Source organism: Streptomyces sp. NRRL S-350, from assembly GCF_000719705.1.
GTDB lineage: Bacteria > Actinomycetota > Actinomycetes > Streptomycetales > Streptomycetaceae > Kitasatospora.
The window spans coordinates 47,301-60,906 of the sequence record NZ_JOHO01000011.1 but is presented as its reverse complement, the minus strand read 5'-3'; the positions used below and the strand labels follow the sequence as shown (position 1 = coordinate 60,906).

Annotated in this window: 16 protein-coding genes; 9 read left to right on the top strand and 7 right to left on the bottom strand. The window is 74.0% G+C overall.

Annotation, left to right across the window (positions count from 1 at the left end):
- Positions 1–67 precede the first annotated feature (67 nt).
- Positions 68–877, top strand: coding sequence for a TIGR00730 family Rossman fold protein (locus tag IF30_RS0112725; RefSeq protein ID WP_051710056.1), 810 nt, complete (start codon positions 68–70; stop codon positions 875–877).
- Positions 878–920: 43 nt separating this feature from the next.
- Here IF30_RS0112725 and folP read toward each other — a convergent pair whose 3' ends face one another.
- Positions 921–1,733, bottom strand: a complete 813-nt coding sequence (folP, locus tag IF30_RS0112720) for a dihydropteroate synthase (protein WP_051710213.1) — start codon at positions 1,731–1,733, stop codon at positions 921–923.
- A gap of 181 nt (positions 1,734–1,914) precedes the next feature.
- Between folP and IF30_RS0112715 the strand changes: the two genes are divergently transcribed.
- Positions 1,915–2,355 (top strand): DivIVA domain-containing protein, encoded by a 441-nt coding sequence (locus tag IF30_RS0112715; RefSeq protein ID WP_063752613.1) that lies wholly within the window; start codon positions 1,915–1,917, stop codon positions 2,353–2,355.
- The gene (locus tag IF30_RS0112710; RefSeq protein ID WP_037899856.1) at positions 2,352–2,945 is read left to right on the top strand and encodes a DNA-3-methyladenine glycosylase I; all 594 of its coding nucleotides are present in this window, start codon (positions 2,352–2,354) and stop codon (positions 2,943–2,945) included. Before IF30_RS0112715 ends, IF30_RS0112710 begins: the two co-directional genes overlap by 4 nt.
- 60 nt (positions 2,946–3,005) lie before the next feature.
- Here the strand turns inward: IF30_RS0112710 and IF30_RS0112705 are convergent, their stop codons facing one another.
- Complete coding sequence (locus IF30_RS0112705) at positions 3,006–3,806, bottom strand: enoyl-CoA hydratase-related protein (protein WP_030236407.1); 801 nt, start codon at positions 3,804–3,806, stop codon at positions 3,006–3,008.
- Positions 3,807–4,124: 318 nt separating this feature from the next.
- On the opposite strand from IF30_RS0112705, the gene IF30_RS45095 reads away from it, so the two are divergent.
- Positions 4,125–4,292, top strand: coding sequence for a DUF3117 domain-containing protein (locus IF30_RS45095; RefSeq protein ID WP_014137929.1), 168 nt, complete (start codon positions 4,125–4,127; stop codon positions 4,290–4,292).
- Positions 4,293–4,464: 172 nt separating this feature from the next.
- Here the strand turns inward: IF30_RS45095 and IF30_RS0112695 are convergent, their stop codons facing one another.
- Positions 4,465–5,100 carry an O-methyltransferase gene (locus IF30_RS0112695; protein ID WP_030236404.1) on the bottom strand — a complete coding sequence of 212 codons (636 nt, stop codon included), beginning with the start codon at positions 5,098–5,100 and terminating at the stop codon, positions 4,465–4,467.
- Between the two features lie 288 nt (positions 5,101–5,388).
- Between IF30_RS0112695 and sigE the strand changes: the two genes are divergently transcribed.
- From sigE to IF30_RS0112675, 4 genes are all read left to right on the top strand, one after another.
- On the top strand, positions 5,389–6,120 hold the full coding sequence (gene sigE, locus IF30_RS0112690; RefSeq protein WP_051710212.1) for an RNA polymerase sigma factor SigE: 732 nt from the start codon (positions 5,389–5,391) through the stop codon (positions 6,118–6,120).
- Positions 6,121–6,230: 110 nt separating this feature from the next.
- Positions 6,231–7,127 (top strand): zf-HC2 domain-containing protein, encoded by an 897-nt coding sequence (locus IF30_RS43455; RefSeq protein WP_158834960.1) that lies wholly within the window; start codon positions 6,231–6,233, stop codon positions 7,125–7,127.
- A 156-nt stretch (positions 7,128–7,283) separates the two neighbouring features.
- A complete protein-coding gene (locus tag IF30_RS0112680) occupies positions 7,284–7,718 on the top strand; it encodes a sec-independent translocase (RefSeq protein ID WP_030236396.1) in 435 nt (144 codons plus the stop codon).
- 220 nt (positions 7,719–7,938) lie between these two features.
- Complete coding sequence (locus tag IF30_RS0112675; protein WP_030236395.1) at positions 7,939–8,607, top strand: hypothetical protein; 669 nt, start codon at positions 7,939–7,941, stop codon at positions 8,605–8,607.
- 109 nt (positions 8,608–8,716) lie between these two features.
- Here IF30_RS0112675 and IF30_RS0112670 read toward each other — a convergent pair whose 3' ends face one another.
- The 4 genes from IF30_RS0112670 to IF30_RS0112655 all read right to left on the bottom strand — a co-directional run bounded on the left by IF30_RS0112670 (position 8,717) and on the right by IF30_RS0112655 (position 12,545).
- Positions 8,717–9,877 (bottom strand): Mrp/NBP35 family ATP-binding protein, encoded by a 1,161-nt coding sequence (locus IF30_RS0112670; protein WP_030236394.1) that lies wholly within the window; start codon positions 9,875–9,877, stop codon positions 8,717–8,719.
- A gap of 56 nt (positions 9,878–9,933) precedes the next feature.
- A complete protein-coding gene (locus tag IF30_RS0112665) occupies positions 9,934–10,530 on the bottom strand; it encodes a DUF1003 domain-containing protein (protein ID WP_420791141.1) in 597 nt (198 codons plus the stop codon).
- A 49-nt stretch (positions 10,531–10,579) separates the two neighbouring features.
- Positions 10,580–11,878, bottom strand: a complete 1,299-nt coding sequence (locus IF30_RS0112660) for a magnesium transporter MgtE N-terminal domain-containing protein (protein WP_030236392.1) — start codon at positions 11,876–11,878, stop codon at positions 10,580–10,582.
- Between the two features lie 127 nt (positions 11,879–12,005).
- Entirely contained in the window at positions 12,006–12,545 is a 540-nt protein-coding gene (locus IF30_RS0112655) for a hypothetical protein (protein WP_037899855.1), read from the bottom strand.
- A 94-nt stretch (positions 12,546–12,639) separates the two neighbouring features.
- Here IF30_RS0112655 and IF30_RS0112650 point away from each other — a divergent pair, with 94 nt between their 5' ends.
- Positions 12,640–13,605 (top strand): DMT family transporter, encoded by a 966-nt coding sequence (locus IF30_RS0112650; RefSeq protein ID WP_078891354.1) that lies wholly within the window; start codon positions 12,640–12,642, stop codon positions 13,603–13,605.
- The last annotated feature ends 1 nt before the right edge of the window (position 13,606 follow it).

The following is a 13,606-nucleotide window of genomic DNA, read 5'->3' as shown; positions in this document are numbered from 1 at the left end:
TTCCGGTTGCCCAACCGACCTTCCCCCGTTGCCTGAAAACGGGGGAAGGCGGGCGTAGGGTTTCGTCATGACAGGCACAGGAGACGAAAAGCACTACGGACACGGCCCCGAGCAGGTCGGCGTGCCGCGGAAGCGGAAGGCCTGGCCCGAGAAGCAGAAGGGCCCGGTGCTGGTGCGCCGGGACCAGGTCGGCACGAGCACCACGGACCAGCGCCTGCTGGACACCACCGGCCCCACAGACTGGCTGCACACCGACCCGTGGCGGGTGCTGCGGATCACCTCCGAGTTCGTCGAGGGCTTCGGCGCCCTCGCCGAACTCCCGCCCGCGATCAGCGTCTTCGGCTCCGCCAGGACCCCGGTCGACTCACCCGAGTACGAGGCCGGCGTGGCCATCGGCCGGGCCCTCGCCGAGGCCGGCTACGCGGTGATCACCGGCGGCGGCCCGGGCGCGATGGAGGCCGCCAACCGCGGCGCCTCCGAGGCCGGCGGCCTCAGCGTCGGGCTCGGCATCGAGCTGCCCTTCGAACAGGGCCTCAACGAGTTCGTCGACCTCGGGCTGAACTTCCGTTACTTCTTCGTCCGCAAGACGATGTTCGTGAAGTACGCGCAGGGCTTCGTCGTCCTGCCGGGCGGCCTCGGCACCCTGGACGAGCTGTTCGAGGCGCTCACCCTGGTGCAGACGAAGAAGGTCACCCGCTTCCCGGTGATCCTCTACGGCACCGCGTACTGGGGCGGCCTCTTCGAGTGGCTGAAGAACACCCTCGTCGCGCAGGGCAAGGCGGCCCCGCACGACCTGGAGCTGTTCCACATCACCGACGAGGTCGACGAGGTCATGAAGATCCTCGCCGACACCCGCCGGCCCGGCAACGAGATCTAGGGCCCGACGCCGCGCCGGCCCGACGCCGAGTCGGCCCCCGGCGTCACGCCAGCCCCCGGCGGGCGACCGCCGGGGGGCGGGTGCCCCGGATCGAGGCGACCATGTCCAGCACCTCACGGGTCTGCGCGACCTGGTGGACCCGGTAGACCTGCGCGCCCAGCCAGGCCGAGACCGCCGTGGTCGCCAGCGTGCCGAGCAGCCGCTCGTCCACCGGCTTGTCCAGGGTCTCCCCGACGAAGTCCTTGTTGGAGAGCGAGACCAGCACCGGGAAGCCGGTCGCGGTCATCTCCGGCAGCCGCCGGGTGGCCTCCAGCGAGTGCCGGGTGTTCTTGCCGAAGTCGTGCCCCGGGTCGATGATCACGGCGTCCCGCCGCACGCCCAGCTCCACCGCGCGCTCGGCCAGGCCCACGGTCACCCGCAGGATGTCCGCCATCACGTCCTGGTAGCCGGTGCGGTGCGGGCGGGTGCGCGGCTCGACGCCTCCCGCGTGGGTGCAGACCAGTCCGACGCCGTGCCGGGCGGCCACCTCGGCGAGCCTCGGATCCACCCCGCCCCAGGCGTCGTTCAGCAGGTCCGCGCCCGCCTCGCAGACCGCCTCGCCGACTTCGTGCCGCCAGGTGTCCACGCTGATCACGGCCTCGGGGTGGCGCTTGCGCAGCTCGGCCACGAAGGGCACGGTGCGCCGCAGTTCCTCCTCGACCGTGACCTCGTCGCCCGGCCCGGCCTTCACCCCGCCGATGTCCAGGATCGCCGCACCCTCGGCCACCGCCCGGTCGGCGGCGGCGAACGCGGCCTCGTCGGCGAAGGTCGCGCCCCGGTCGAAGAACGAGTCCGGAGTCCGGTTGACGATCGCCATGATCACCAGCTCGTCGTCACCGAATTCCCGCGGTCCCAGGCGCAGTGCCACCGATGTCTCCTCCAGAGCTCCTGCGGGTGCGATGATGGCCCCCGGCCTCACTAGGGGACCATGCTGTCATGATCAGTCTGGTTCCCCGGCACTTCGACGAGGACCGTCCGGGAGTTCGGGAGGACAGCTCGTGTTCTGGGTGATCGTGGTCGCCATGGCCGTGGTGGTCGGCGGCGCCGCCCTGGTGGCGCTCGGCGGAGGCGGCTCGATGCCGGAGGCGGTACCCGACCGCCTCTCGGCGCGGCTGCCGCAGGACCGCCCGCTGGGCAAGTCGGACGTGGACGAGCTGCGTCTGCCGATGGCCCTGCGCGGCTACCGGATGGACGAGGTGGACGACGTCCTGGACCGCCTCGGCGCCGAGCTCGCCTACCGCGACGCGCGGATCGCCGAGTTGGAGGCCGCCGCCCACCTGCGCGGCGCGGTCGATGCGACCGGCGGCCCCGACCCGGCGGCCGAACCGCTGCCCGGCCTGGAGCAGTTCGCCAAGGTGGTCGAGCCGGCCGTCGCGCTCACCAAGCCGCAGGCCGAGGAGCCGGCCGCCGAGGACGCGAAGCCGGCGGCGGAGCAGTGACGGTGCCCGTCGACGGCGCGGTGCTCGGCGCGGACGGGCTGCGCCGCTGTGCCTGGGGCGACTCCACCGACGACTACCGCGTCTACCACGACACCGAGTGGGGCCGCCCCGTCCACGGCGACGACGCGCTGTTCGAGCGGGTCTGCCTGGAGGCCTTCCAGTCCGGGCTGTCCTGGCTGACCATCCTGCGCCGCCGCGAGGGCTTCCGGGCCGCGTTCGCCGGCTTCGAGATCGCCAAGGTCGCCGAGTTCGGCGAGGCCGAGAAGGAGCGGCTGCTCGCCGACCCCGGCATCATCCGCAACCGGGCCAAGATCGAGGCGGCGATCGCCAACGCGCGGGCCGCCCGCGACCTGCCGGGCGGACTGGACGCGCTGATCTGGGGGTTCGCCCCCGGGCCGGGCCGGCCGGCCCCCCGCACGCTGGGCGAGGTGCCGGCCGTCACACCCGAGTCGACGGCACTGGCGAAGGCGCTGAAGACGGCGGGCTTCCGCTTCGTCGGCCCGACCACCGCCTACGCCCTGATGCAGGCCTGCGGCCTGGTGGACGACCACCTGGCGGACTGCCACGTCCGCACCGGCGCGAAGCGCTGAAGCCGCCTTCCCCACGGCCTGGCGGCTCCAGCGGCCCCGCGCGTTCAGCGGCCCACGTGCTCAGCGGCCCACGTACCGGGGCTTCTCCTTGGCGATGAAGGCGCGCACCGCGATCCGGTGGTCCTCGCTCTCCCCGGCCAGGGTCTGCAGCTCGTCCTCCTTGTCGAGGAGTTCGTCCAGCGAGTGCGAGGCGCCGTACGCCAGCGACGCCTTGATGGCGCCGTACGCGACGGTCGGGCCCTCGGCCAGCTCGCGGGCGAAGGCCCGTGCGGTGGCGGCGAGTTCCTCGGCCGGCACCACCTTGGTGGCCAGGCCCAGCTCCATCGCCTCGGCGGCCTTCACCGTCCGGGGCAGCATCAGCAGTTCGGTGGCCTTGGCGTGCCCGACCAGCCGGGGCAGCGTCCAGGAGGCACCCGAGTCGGCGGTCAGGGCGATCCCGGCGAAGGCGGTGTTGAAGCCGGCCCGGTCGGACAGGATCCGGAAGTCACAGGCGAAGGCGAGCGAGGCGCCCGCGCCGGCGGCGACCCCGCCGACCGCGGCGACGGTCGGCTTGCGCATCCCGGCCAGCGCCCGGGTCAGCGGGTTGTAGTGCTCGGCGACGGTCCGCAGCGCGCCCTCGCCGGTCTCCTCGGCCCGCTTCAGCAGGGTCAGGTGCTCGTTCAGGTCCTGCCCGACGCAGAACGCGCGCTCGCCGGCCCCGGTCAGCAGCACCGCCCGCACCGCCGGGTCCTCGGCCGCGGCGACCACGGTGTCGCGCAGGGCGACCTTGGTGGCGACGTCGAGGGCGTTCATCGCCTCCGGACGGTTGATGGTGATGACGGCCAGGCCGCCGTCCAGGTCGTACAGCACGGAGTCGGACATCGGTGAGGGCTCCCCGGGTGATCGTCGCGGTGTCGGTCGCGGTGTCGGTGTCGGTGTCGTGTGCCAGGATGCCGGAGCACGGGGCGACCTGGGGAGTGTGAGGTATCGCACCTTCCATCGGAGTCCGCATCGCCGCCACGCCGGGGCTTATGACATGAATTACGGCGGTTGGGGGCGGTCCGGCCGCGGTTGCACCGAGAGTGATGTTGGTCATCAGCCCGTGGCATGCGGGATAATGGCTTCCGATCAATGCGTTCGATACCGGCGGTGGACGGACTTCCGGTGCGTAGCTGAGCGGTTGCAGGAAGGGGAACGAGCATGGCGGCCATGAAGCCGCGGACGGGTGACGGCCCGCTCGAAGTCACCAAAGAGGGGCGGGGCATCATCATGCGCGTTCCGCTCGAAGGCGGCGGACGCCTCGTGGTGGAGCTCACGCCTGACGAGGCCGACGCCCTCGGCGAGGCCCTGAAGAAGGCCTGCGGCTGACCGCAGTAGGTGTGCTCGCCATCTCCTGGAGATGCGCCGCCGGGCCCGGGTACGACGTCATGTCGACCCGGGTCCGTGCGTTTTCCGAACGCCGGGGCGCCGGGGCGCCGGGGCGCCCGGACGCCTGTCCGGACGCCCGCCGGCCCGGTCGGGCGGCGGGTCACGGGCGGGGCTACGGGCGCTTGACCGCGCAGAGCAGGCCGTCCGAGACGGGCAGCAGGGCCGGCAGCAGGGCCTCGCTCTCCCGGACGTCCCGGACCAGGTCCCGCACCGCGCCGGTCTGCGGGTCCTGCAGCTCCGGCTCGGCCAGCCGGCCCTCCTGGAAGACCCCCTCGAAGCAGACCATCCCGCCCGGCCTCAGCAGCCGCAGCGACTCCAGCAGGTACTCGCGGGACTCGGCCGGATCGCCGTCGCAGAACACCAGGTCGTACTGGCCGTCGGCGAGCCGGGGCAGCACCTCCAGCGCCCGGCCCGGTATGAAACGGGAGCGGTTGGCGGCGAAGCCGGCCGCGTGGTACGCCTCGCGGGCCAGCTGCTGGCGCACCGGTTCCGAGTCGACCGTGGTCAGCACGCCGTCCGGCCGCATCCCGCGCAGCAGGTAGACCCCGGACACACCGGTGCCGGTGCCGATCTCGGCGACCGCCTTGGCGTCCAGGGCGGCCGCCAGGAGCCGCAGGCAGGCCCCGCCGCTCGGCCCGATCGCGCGTATGCCGGTTCGCGCGGACTGCGCCCGGGCGTAGGTGAGCACCGCGTCCTCGCCCACGTAGGTGTCGGCGAGGGCCGCGTGCGCGGGCCCGAACTCGCTGATGGCTGCCTCTTTCGGAGCCCCGGGTGGCGGCCCGGTGCCGGGGGATGTCGATATTTCCTGGCACAGATTACTGGCCTGCCGGGAACCGCGTACGGCGGCGGGCCGTTGTCATGACGGACCGGGTACGGGAGAGCTCCCGGGCACTTTTATCCGGGCTTGACGGGTGAGGTGGATATGGTGGTGGCCCTGCTGGGCAGAAGAGCCGACCGAGGAGGTGTGGCCGAGGGCGACGTCCCCGTGCGGCGGCACTTCCGCGGCACCGCGTCGGCCCGTACGCCGAAGCCCGTGATGAACCAGCCTGCGCACTCCGACCTGGACCAGCCCGCCGCCCGGACGCCGGCCGCGGGCGCCACCGAGGCCCCCGCCCTCGCGACCTTCACCGAGGGTTCCGACGCGCAGACCTGGACTCCGCCCACCTGGGAGGAGATCGTCGAGGCGCACAGCGCCCGCGTCTACCGGCTCGCCTACCGTCTGACGGGCAACCAGCACGACGCCGAGGACCTCACCCAGGAGGTCTTCGTCCGGGTGTTCCGTTCGCTGTCCACCTACACCCCCGGCACGTTCGAGGGCTGGCTGCACCGGATCACCACCAACCTGTTCCTGGACATGGTCCGCCGCCGTCAGCGCATCCGCTTCGACGCGCTCGGCGAGGACGCGGCCGAGCGGCTCCCCTCCCGCGAGCCCAGCCCGGCACAGCACTTCAGCGACACCCACTTCGACGCCGACGTCCAGCAGGCGCTGGACACCCTCGCCCCGGAGTTCCGCGCCGCCGTGGTGCTCTGCGACATCGAGGGCCTGTCGTACGAGGAGATCGCCGCCACGCTGGGCGTCAAGCTCGGCACCGTCCGCAGCCGCATCCACCGCGGCCGCTCCCACCTGCGCGCCGCGCTCAAGCACCGCGCCCCCGGCTCGGCCCCCGGCCGGGAGCGCCGCGGCGGCTCGGAGGAGCCGGTGCCGGTCGGCGTCGGGGCGGTCGAGGCCGCGGTCGCGCCCGGTGGGCGCGGACGGAGGCGGTCGTGAGCGGAACCAGCCGGTCCGGCTCGGACCGGTCGGATTCGTCCGGCCGGTCCTTGACCCGGCGGAGCTGGGCCCTGCCGGGACGTCGCGGTACCGGCGAACCCGGTGAGCCCGTGCTGCCCGCCGACACGGAGCTGCGCGCGCTGCCCGTACGGGCCGCCGAGCCCGCCGCCGAGGAGCACCACCTCGGCGAGCGGCTGTCCGCCTTCCTCGACGGCGAACTCGGCCACGACTCGCGCGACCGCGTCCAGGCCCACCTGGCGACCTGCCCGCAGTGCCTCGCCGAGGTCGACGAGGGCCGCAGCGTCAAGCACCTGCTCACCCGCAGCGGCACGCCCGACCCGTCCGCCTCGCTGATGGCCCGGCTGATGGCCGTCGGCAACCTCCCCGAGGACGGCCCGGCGGAGCCCGCACGGCCGACCGGGCGCGGGCGCCACGACGGCGACGACGACCGGCCCGGCGGCGGCGTCGCGGCCACCGGAACGCTCGGCGGCAGCCGGCTCACCGGCGGCACCTTCGGCCGCGGCGCCGGTGCCTCCTTCGGCGCGGGCGCGCTCGGCGCCGACACCCCTCTTCCCGGGGTCGACCCGCGCGCCTTCGGCCGCGGCACGGTGCTCCGGCCACTGATGGGCCGGCGCTCCGCCCGTCCCGAGGCCGCCGCCGGACCGGACGGCGCCGCCCGTCCGCAGCCGTCCGCAGCCGCCGTCCGCCCGGCCGCCCGCGGGCGCCGCCTGGTCTTCGCCGCCGCCGGCGCCTTCTCCGTCGCCGCGGTCACGCTCGGCAGCGTCGGGGGGCTCACCCCGCAGGGCGAGGACCGCCGGGGCACGACGGTCAGCCCGGTCGGCGGCAACGCCGGCACCGGCCGCAGTGGCGGCCTGGTCCCGATGACGGCGCAGGTCCCGGTGGACTTCCCGGGCCGCGCGGTCGCCGCGACCCGTGAGGCGTCCCCGCCGCCGCTCCCGCAGCGCTACCCCGGCGACGTCGCCGCACTCCGTCAGCAGACCCGCTAGAGCGGCCCTGGAGGGCCCCGGCATCCGGAGCACGGCGGCCCCCGCGGGTCCGGCCACCGGCAGGTCTTTACCACGGCTTCATCGCAGCGTGGGCCAGGGACTCGCCGGTGGCCATTACCCTGTAGGAACCGTCGTCCGACGAGCTAGGGAGCAAAGGTGTTCAGCGACGTAGGTGGGCTGGAGCTCCTGACCCTGGTCGTGATGGCGATCATCATCTTCGGTCCGGACAAGCTCCCGAAGCTGATCCAGGACACCATGGGCTTCATCCGGAAGATCCGCGCCTTCGCCGACAACGCGAAGGAGGACATCCGCAGCGAACTCGGCCCCGAGTTCCAGGACTTCGAGTTCGAGGACCTCAACCCCAAGAACTTCGTCCGCAAGCAGCTCATGGGCGGCCAGGACGACCCGCTGGGCCTCAAGGAGATGAAGGACTCGCTGGACATCCGGTCCGTCCTGGACGACAAGCCCGCGACGCCGGTGAACGGCCGCGGCGGCAGCGTCAGCTTCGACAAGTCCGGCCCGGCGCCCGCCTCCGCCGGTGCCCCGCTGGCCCCCGGCGAGCGGCCCCCGTTCGACCCCGACGCGACCTGAGCCGCGCTCCGGCACGACGCCCGGCAGCACGCCACCGCCCCGCCCGGCCGCCCGGCTGAGCGGGGCGGCGGCGTGTGCGCCGCTATTGTGCTGATTGTTCCCGCTGAGCCGTCCGTCACATCGCGCGCCGTCGCGGACGGGAACGGCTCCCGGGAACGCCGCGGTACGCCACCATGGGAGCGCGCCACGGCAGGCAACGTGTGTTTGAGGAGGCCCGGGGATGGACGCGACGAGTCAGGCGGGAGGGGCGACGGCCACGGCCGGCGGCCCGGTGGTCGGCGGGCAGGCCGGCCCGGCGGACCCACTGGTGCCCTACCTGTCCGCCGACTTCCCCTGGTACGGCCTGGACGAAGGCTGGACCGGCCGCCGCTACCTGATGCAGGCCGGCGCCGGCCTGCGGGCCGCGGGCAGCATCGACTACGGCTCGCTCGGCCACGGCGACGAGCCGGCCAAGCAGTACGAGCCGCGCGACATGCGCAAGTTCGCGGCCGTGGTCACCATGGCCCGCCGGGACAGCCGCCGCAGCGCCGACAACACCGGCACCCTGGAGGCGACCTCCGCCTCGTCCGCCGCCTGGCTGGCCGGCTCCGGCCTGCTCGCCGCGACCTGGCCGGGCCAGCTGGACCGCGCGCTGCGCCAGGACTGGCTGGACCAGCAGAGCAGCCTCGCCTGGGACCTCGCCGACGACCTGGCCGGCCCCGGCTGGTCGACCCTGAGCCTGCCGGTCAACGGCCTGCCGCAGCCCTTCCGCTACCGCGAGTCCGAGTACGGCTGGGTGCTGGCGGGCGAGGCCCCCGGCGTCCTGCTGGGCGCCTACGGCCGGGGCGTCAGCGCGTACGGCGTCGGCTTCGCCACCGTCCCGGACCTGGCCGACTACACCCGGCCGTAGGGCCCGCCGCGACGACGAAGGGGCCGGGCGGTGCGGATCGCACCACCCGGCCCCTGCCGCTGTCCGCCCCGGCCGCCCCGGGCCGAGGGCGCGGCGGGCGGCTACCGGCTCAGAACTTGTTCTTGGGCGTCAGCCCGAGCGACATCCCGGACAGCCCGCGCTGGCGGCCGCCGAGCTTGCCGGCCACCGCGCGCAGGGCGGCGCCGGCCGGGGAGTCGGGCGCGGCGAGCACGACCGGGCGGCCGTCGTCGCCGCCCTCGCGCAGCCGTACGTCGATCGGGATCGAGCCGAGCACCGGGACGGTGGCGCCGACGGTGCGGGTGAGCGCGTCCGCGACGGTCTGGCCGCCGCCGGTGCCGAAGACGTCGATCATCTCGTCGCAGTGCGGGCACGGCATGCCGGACATGTTCTCGATCACGCCGACGATCTTCTGGTGGGTCTGCACCGCGATGGTGCCGGCCCGCTCGGCCACCTCGGCGGCGGCCATCTGCGGGGTGGTGACGATCAGGATCTCGGCGTTCGGCACGAGCTGCGCGACCGAGATCGCGATGTCGCCGGTGCCGGGCGGCAGGTCCAGGAGCAGGACGTCCAGGTCGCCCCAGTAGACGTCGGCGAGGAACTGCTGGAGCGCGCGGTGCAGCATCGGGCCGCGCCAGACCACCGGGGCGTTGCCCGGGGTGAACATCCCGATCGAGATGACCTTCACACCGTTCGCCTGCGGCGGCATGATCATGTCCTGGACCTGGGTGGGCCGGCCCTCGACGCCCAGCATGCGCGGCACGCTGTGGCCGTAGATGTCGGCGTCCACGACGGCGACCTTCAGGCCGTCGGCGGCCATCGCGGCCGCCAGGTTGACCGTCACCGAGGACTTGCCGACGCCGCCCTTGCCGGAGGCGACGGCGTACACGCGGGTCAGCGTGCCGGGCTTGGCGAACGGGATCTCCCGCTCGGGGGCGCCGCCGCGCAGCAGCTGGGAGAGCTCCTTGCGCTGCTCGTCGCTCATCACGTCGAGCTCGACCTCGACGCCGCTCACACCGGGGACCTTCCCGACCGCCTCGCGGACCCGGGTGGTGATGGTGTCGCGCATCGGGCAGCCGGAGACGGTCAGATAGACCGCGACGCGCACCGCGCCGCCCTCGGCGATCTCGACCGATTTCACCATGCCGATGTCGGTGATCGGGCGGTTGATCTCCGGGTCGTTGACGGTCGCCAGTGCCTCGCGTACGGACTCCTCCGTGACGCCGGCCGCGACCTCTGTCTCGTTGGCCATGCCTTGATGGTACGGCGCCGGGCGAACCGGTTGACCCGTCGGTAGCGTGCCGAGGGTCACAGCGGCTCGGAGGCCTCCCGGCGCTCCTCGATCTCCTTGAGCAGGGACTGCAGTTCGGAGCGGATGCCGCTCATCTCGGACGTGATGAAGGCGCGGGTGGCGACCTCGCCGAGCCCGTGCCGCAGGGCCGCGACCTCGCGGGTCAGGTACTCGGTGTCGGCGATGTTGCGGTCGCTGCGGGCCCGGTCCTGCTCCATGTTGACCCGGTCCCGGTTGTCCTGGCGGTTCTGCGCCAGCAGGATCAGCGGGGCCGCGTAGGAGGCCTGCAGCGACAGCGCCAGGGTCAGGAAGATGAACGGGTACTTGTCGAAGCGCACGGCCGCCGGCAGGAGCGTGTTCCACCCGATCCAGATGACGACCACCACCGTCATCCAGACGATGAACCGGCCGGTGCCGAGGAAGCGGGCGATCCGCTCGGACAGGACGCCGAAGGCCTCCGGGTCGTACGAGGGCAGCGAGAGCAGGCCGGGCCGGGCGGTGCGCGGCTGGTCGAGCCGGGTGCGGCCGGTGCCCGTGATCGGGGCGGTGTCCGCGCGCCGCTCCCGGTTGCCCTCGCGGGTGCGCAGCTCGCGCAGCCGGCGCAGCTGCCGCAGCTCGCCCTGCAGGCGTCGGCGCGCGGGGTCGTCGGGCCGGCCGTTGCGGTCACCGTCCACCGGTCACCCCTTCCGTCTCGTCGTGTCGGGCGTCGTCCTGGGTGTGCAGCGCGGCGTCGCGCCAGTCGTCCGGCAGCAGGTGGTCGAGCACGTCGTCGACGGTCACCGCGCCGAGCAGGTGGTCCGCCTCGTCCACCACCGGCGCGGCGACCAGGTTGTACGTCGCCAGGTAGCTGGTGATCAGCGACAGCGGGGTGTCCGGCGGCAGCGGGTCCAGGTCGTCGTCCAGCAGCGATCCGACCAGCACGTACGGGGGTTCGCGCAGCAGCCGCTGGAAGTGCACGGTGCCCAGGTAGCGGCCGGTCGGGGTCTCGTTGGGCGGTCGGCAGACGAAGACCTGCGCGGCGAGGGCGGGCTTGTGGTCCCGGACCCGGACCCGGGCCAGCGCCTCGGCGACCGTCGCGTCCGGTTCCAGGACGACCGGCTCGGTGGTCATCAGACCGCCCGCGGTGTCCTCCTCGTACGTCAGCAGGCGGCGCACCGGCGCGGCCTCGTCGGGCTCCATCAGCTGGAGCAGCCGCTCCGCCTCGTCGCCGGGCAGTTCGGAGAGCAGGTCGGCGGCGTCGTCCGGGTCCATCGCCTCCAGGACGTCGGCGGCGCGCTCCTCCTGGAGCTTGCCGATGATCTCGACCTGGTCGTCCTCGGGCAGCTCCTCCAGGACGTCGGCCAGCCGCTCGTCGTCCAGGGCGGCGGCCACCTCGGCGCGGCGCTTGGCGGACAGGTGGTGCATCACGCTGGCGAGGTCGGCGGGGCGCAGCTGCTCGAAGGTGGCGAGCAGGTTGGCGGCGCCCTGGTCCTGCTCGGGCAGCGAGAAGCCGGTGACGTCCTGCCAGTCCAGGGTGAGGCGTTCGCCCTTGGCCTTGCGCAGCCGGCCGGCCCGGCCGACCTGGACGAAGACCTTGCTGATCTCCCACTCGCGCAGCCGGGTCTGCACCATGCCGACGTCCAGCACGGTGACGTCCTCGCCGGTCTTGGACCAGGTGACGGTGCGGTCCAGCAGTTCGGCGAGGACGAGGGTCTCGGAGGGGCGCTGTTCGAAGCGGCGCAGGTTGATCACGCCGGTGGTGAGTACCTGGCCGGACTCCAGGCTGGTGACCCGGGTCATCGGCAGGAAGATCCGGCGCCGGCCGACCACCTCGACCACCAGGCCGAGCACGCGCGGCGGGCGGCCGCCGAGCCGCAGTGAGACGACCACGTCCCGGACCCGTCCGACCTGGTCGCCGTTCGGGTCGAAGACCGCGATGGCGGAGAGGTGGGAGATGAAGACCCGGGTGCCTGGTCCTGCCATGGACTCCCTCGACTCGTTCGACGCCGTGCGTGGTGCCGGGGCGCACCCGCCGCCAAGGCTACCCGCTGGTGCGGAGCCCGGCCCGACGAGGCACGGTAGCGGCCGCAGGGGTCCTCGGCGTGAACCTTTAACGGCGCTTGAACAGCAGTTTGGGCAGGCCGGCCGGGATCGGGCGGCGGGTGGTGACGGGGGTGGGCATCGGCTCGGCGGCGTGCGAGCCGTCCGGCATGGCGCCCGGGTGCTCGGTGAGCGGGCCGGCCGGCTCCAGCCGCAGCACCCGGCACTCGCGGGCCCAGCGCCCGGCGATGGCGTCGGTGTCGGGTGCGTTCAGCCGCTTGCCCTTCAGCTCCTCGACGGCACCCCGCCAGGCCTCGCTGTCCGGCGCCGGCTCGACCACCCGGGCGCGCCAGCCGGTCAGCCGGCCGCCCTTGTCCTTGCTGCGGACCGTCACCACGGCGCCGGCGCCCGGGGTCAGGCCGTGCAGCGGCTGCTCGGCGCCGCCGCCGACCACCACGACCGCGCCGTCGTGCCAGGCGTGCCACAGCGGCCGGGCCTGCTCCTGCCCGTCCGCGCGCACCCAGAGCAGGCCGGACTTCTTCGCGGCCTCCTCCAGCAGGGCCTGGTCGAGGAAGGCGTCGGCGGTCGCGGCGGCGGGCGTACGGTCCATGGCGGACAGCGTACGGCTTTCCCGTCGCTCCCCGTCCGCCGGATGTCTCAGCTCCCGGGCGACAGTTCCTTTGGCGCGCCACGGGCCTTACCGTATGAGCGCCCACCACCCCGACCCGCAGAGGAGTGCCGTGCCCGCCGCCCGGCCCGCGACCGCCCCCGCCCCGGCCTCCGCCGCCGACCCCCGGCCCTCGCACCCGCTGCCCACGCTCGACCTGCTGCTGCTCGCCGTCTCGATCGGCGGCATCTCCATCTCCGGACCGCTGATCAGTGCCACCGCCGCGCCCGCCCTGGCGATCGCCTTCTGGCGCAACGTCATGTCGGTCGGCGTCCTCGGCCCGTACGCGCTGCTGCGCCACCGCGCCGAGCTGCGGGGGATCGGCCGCCGGGCGCTGCTGCTCGCGGTCGCGGCCGGCGCCCTGCTGGGCGTGCACTTCACGCTCTGGATGCCCAGCCTGCGGATGACCTCGGTGGCCTCCGCCACCGCGCTGGTCACCACCACCCCGCTGTGGACCATCCTGCTGATGCGGCTGATGGGCGTCCGGGCGCCGCGGATGGTGTGGCTGGGTACGGTCGTGGCCTTCGCCGGCGTGCTGGTGCTGACCGGGGTCGACCTCTCGCTCTCCCCCCGCGCGCTGCTCGGCGACGCGCTCGCCCTCGCCGCCGGCCTGGCCGCGGCCGGGTACATGCTGCTGGGTGCGGAGGTCCGCAGGACCGTCAGCACCATCGGGTACACGCTGGTCTGCTACACCACCACGGCGGTGGTCCTGCTCGGGATCTGCCTGGTCGCCGGGACGCCGCTGGCCGGCTGGCCCGCCGGGGTGTGGTGGCAGATCGTGCTGCTGATGGTCGCCGCCCAACTGCTCGGGCACTCGCTGAGCAACCGGGTGGTGCGCAGCCTCGGCCCGTCGGTCACCTCCACCGCGATCCTGCTGGAGACGCCGGGGGCGGCGCTGATCGCCGCCCTCTGGCTGGGCCAGTGGCCGCCGGCGGCCGCCTACCCGGCGGTGGTGCTGATCCTGCTCGGGCTGGTGCTGGTCGCCCGCGGCGGGCGCAGGTAGC

Coding starts and splice junctions, on each gene's coding strand:
- IF30_RS0112725 (WP_051710056.1), top strand. CDS start 68: ATGACAGGCACAGGAGACGAAAAGCACTACGGACACGGCCCCGAGCAG.
- folP (WP_051710213.1), bottom strand. CDS start 1,733: ATGGCGATCGTCAACCGGACTCCGGACTCGTTCTTCGACCGGGGCGCG.
- IF30_RS0112705 (WP_030236407.1), bottom strand. CDS start 3,806: ATGTCCGACTCCGTGCTGTACGACCTGGACGGCGGCCTGGCCGTCATC.
- IF30_RS45095 (WP_014137929.1), top strand. CDS start 4,125: ATGGCGGCCATGAAGCCGCGGACGGGTGACGGCCCGCTCGAAGTCACC.
- sigE (WP_051710212.1), top strand. CDS start 5,389: ATGAACCAGCCTGCGCACTCCGACCTGGACCAGCCCGCCGCCCGGACG.
- IF30_RS0112675 (WP_030236395.1), top strand. CDS start 7,939: ATGGACGCGACGAGTCAGGCGGGAGGGGCGACGGCCACGGCCGGCGGC.
- IF30_RS0112670 (WP_030236394.1), bottom strand. CDS start 9,877: ATGGCCAACGAGACAGAGGTCGCGGCCGGCGTCACGGAGGAGTCCGTA.
- IF30_RS0112660 (WP_030236392.1), bottom strand. CDS start 11,878: ATGGCAGGACCAGGCACCCGGGTCTTCATCTCCCACCTCTCCGCCATC.
- IF30_RS0112655 (WP_037899855.1), bottom strand. CDS start 12,545: ATGGACCGTACGCCCGCCGCCGCGACCGCCGACGCCTTCCTCGACCAG.
- IF30_RS0112650 (WP_078891354.1), top strand. CDS start 12,640: ATGAGCGCCCACCACCCCGACCCGCAGAGGAGTGCCGTGCCCGCCGCC.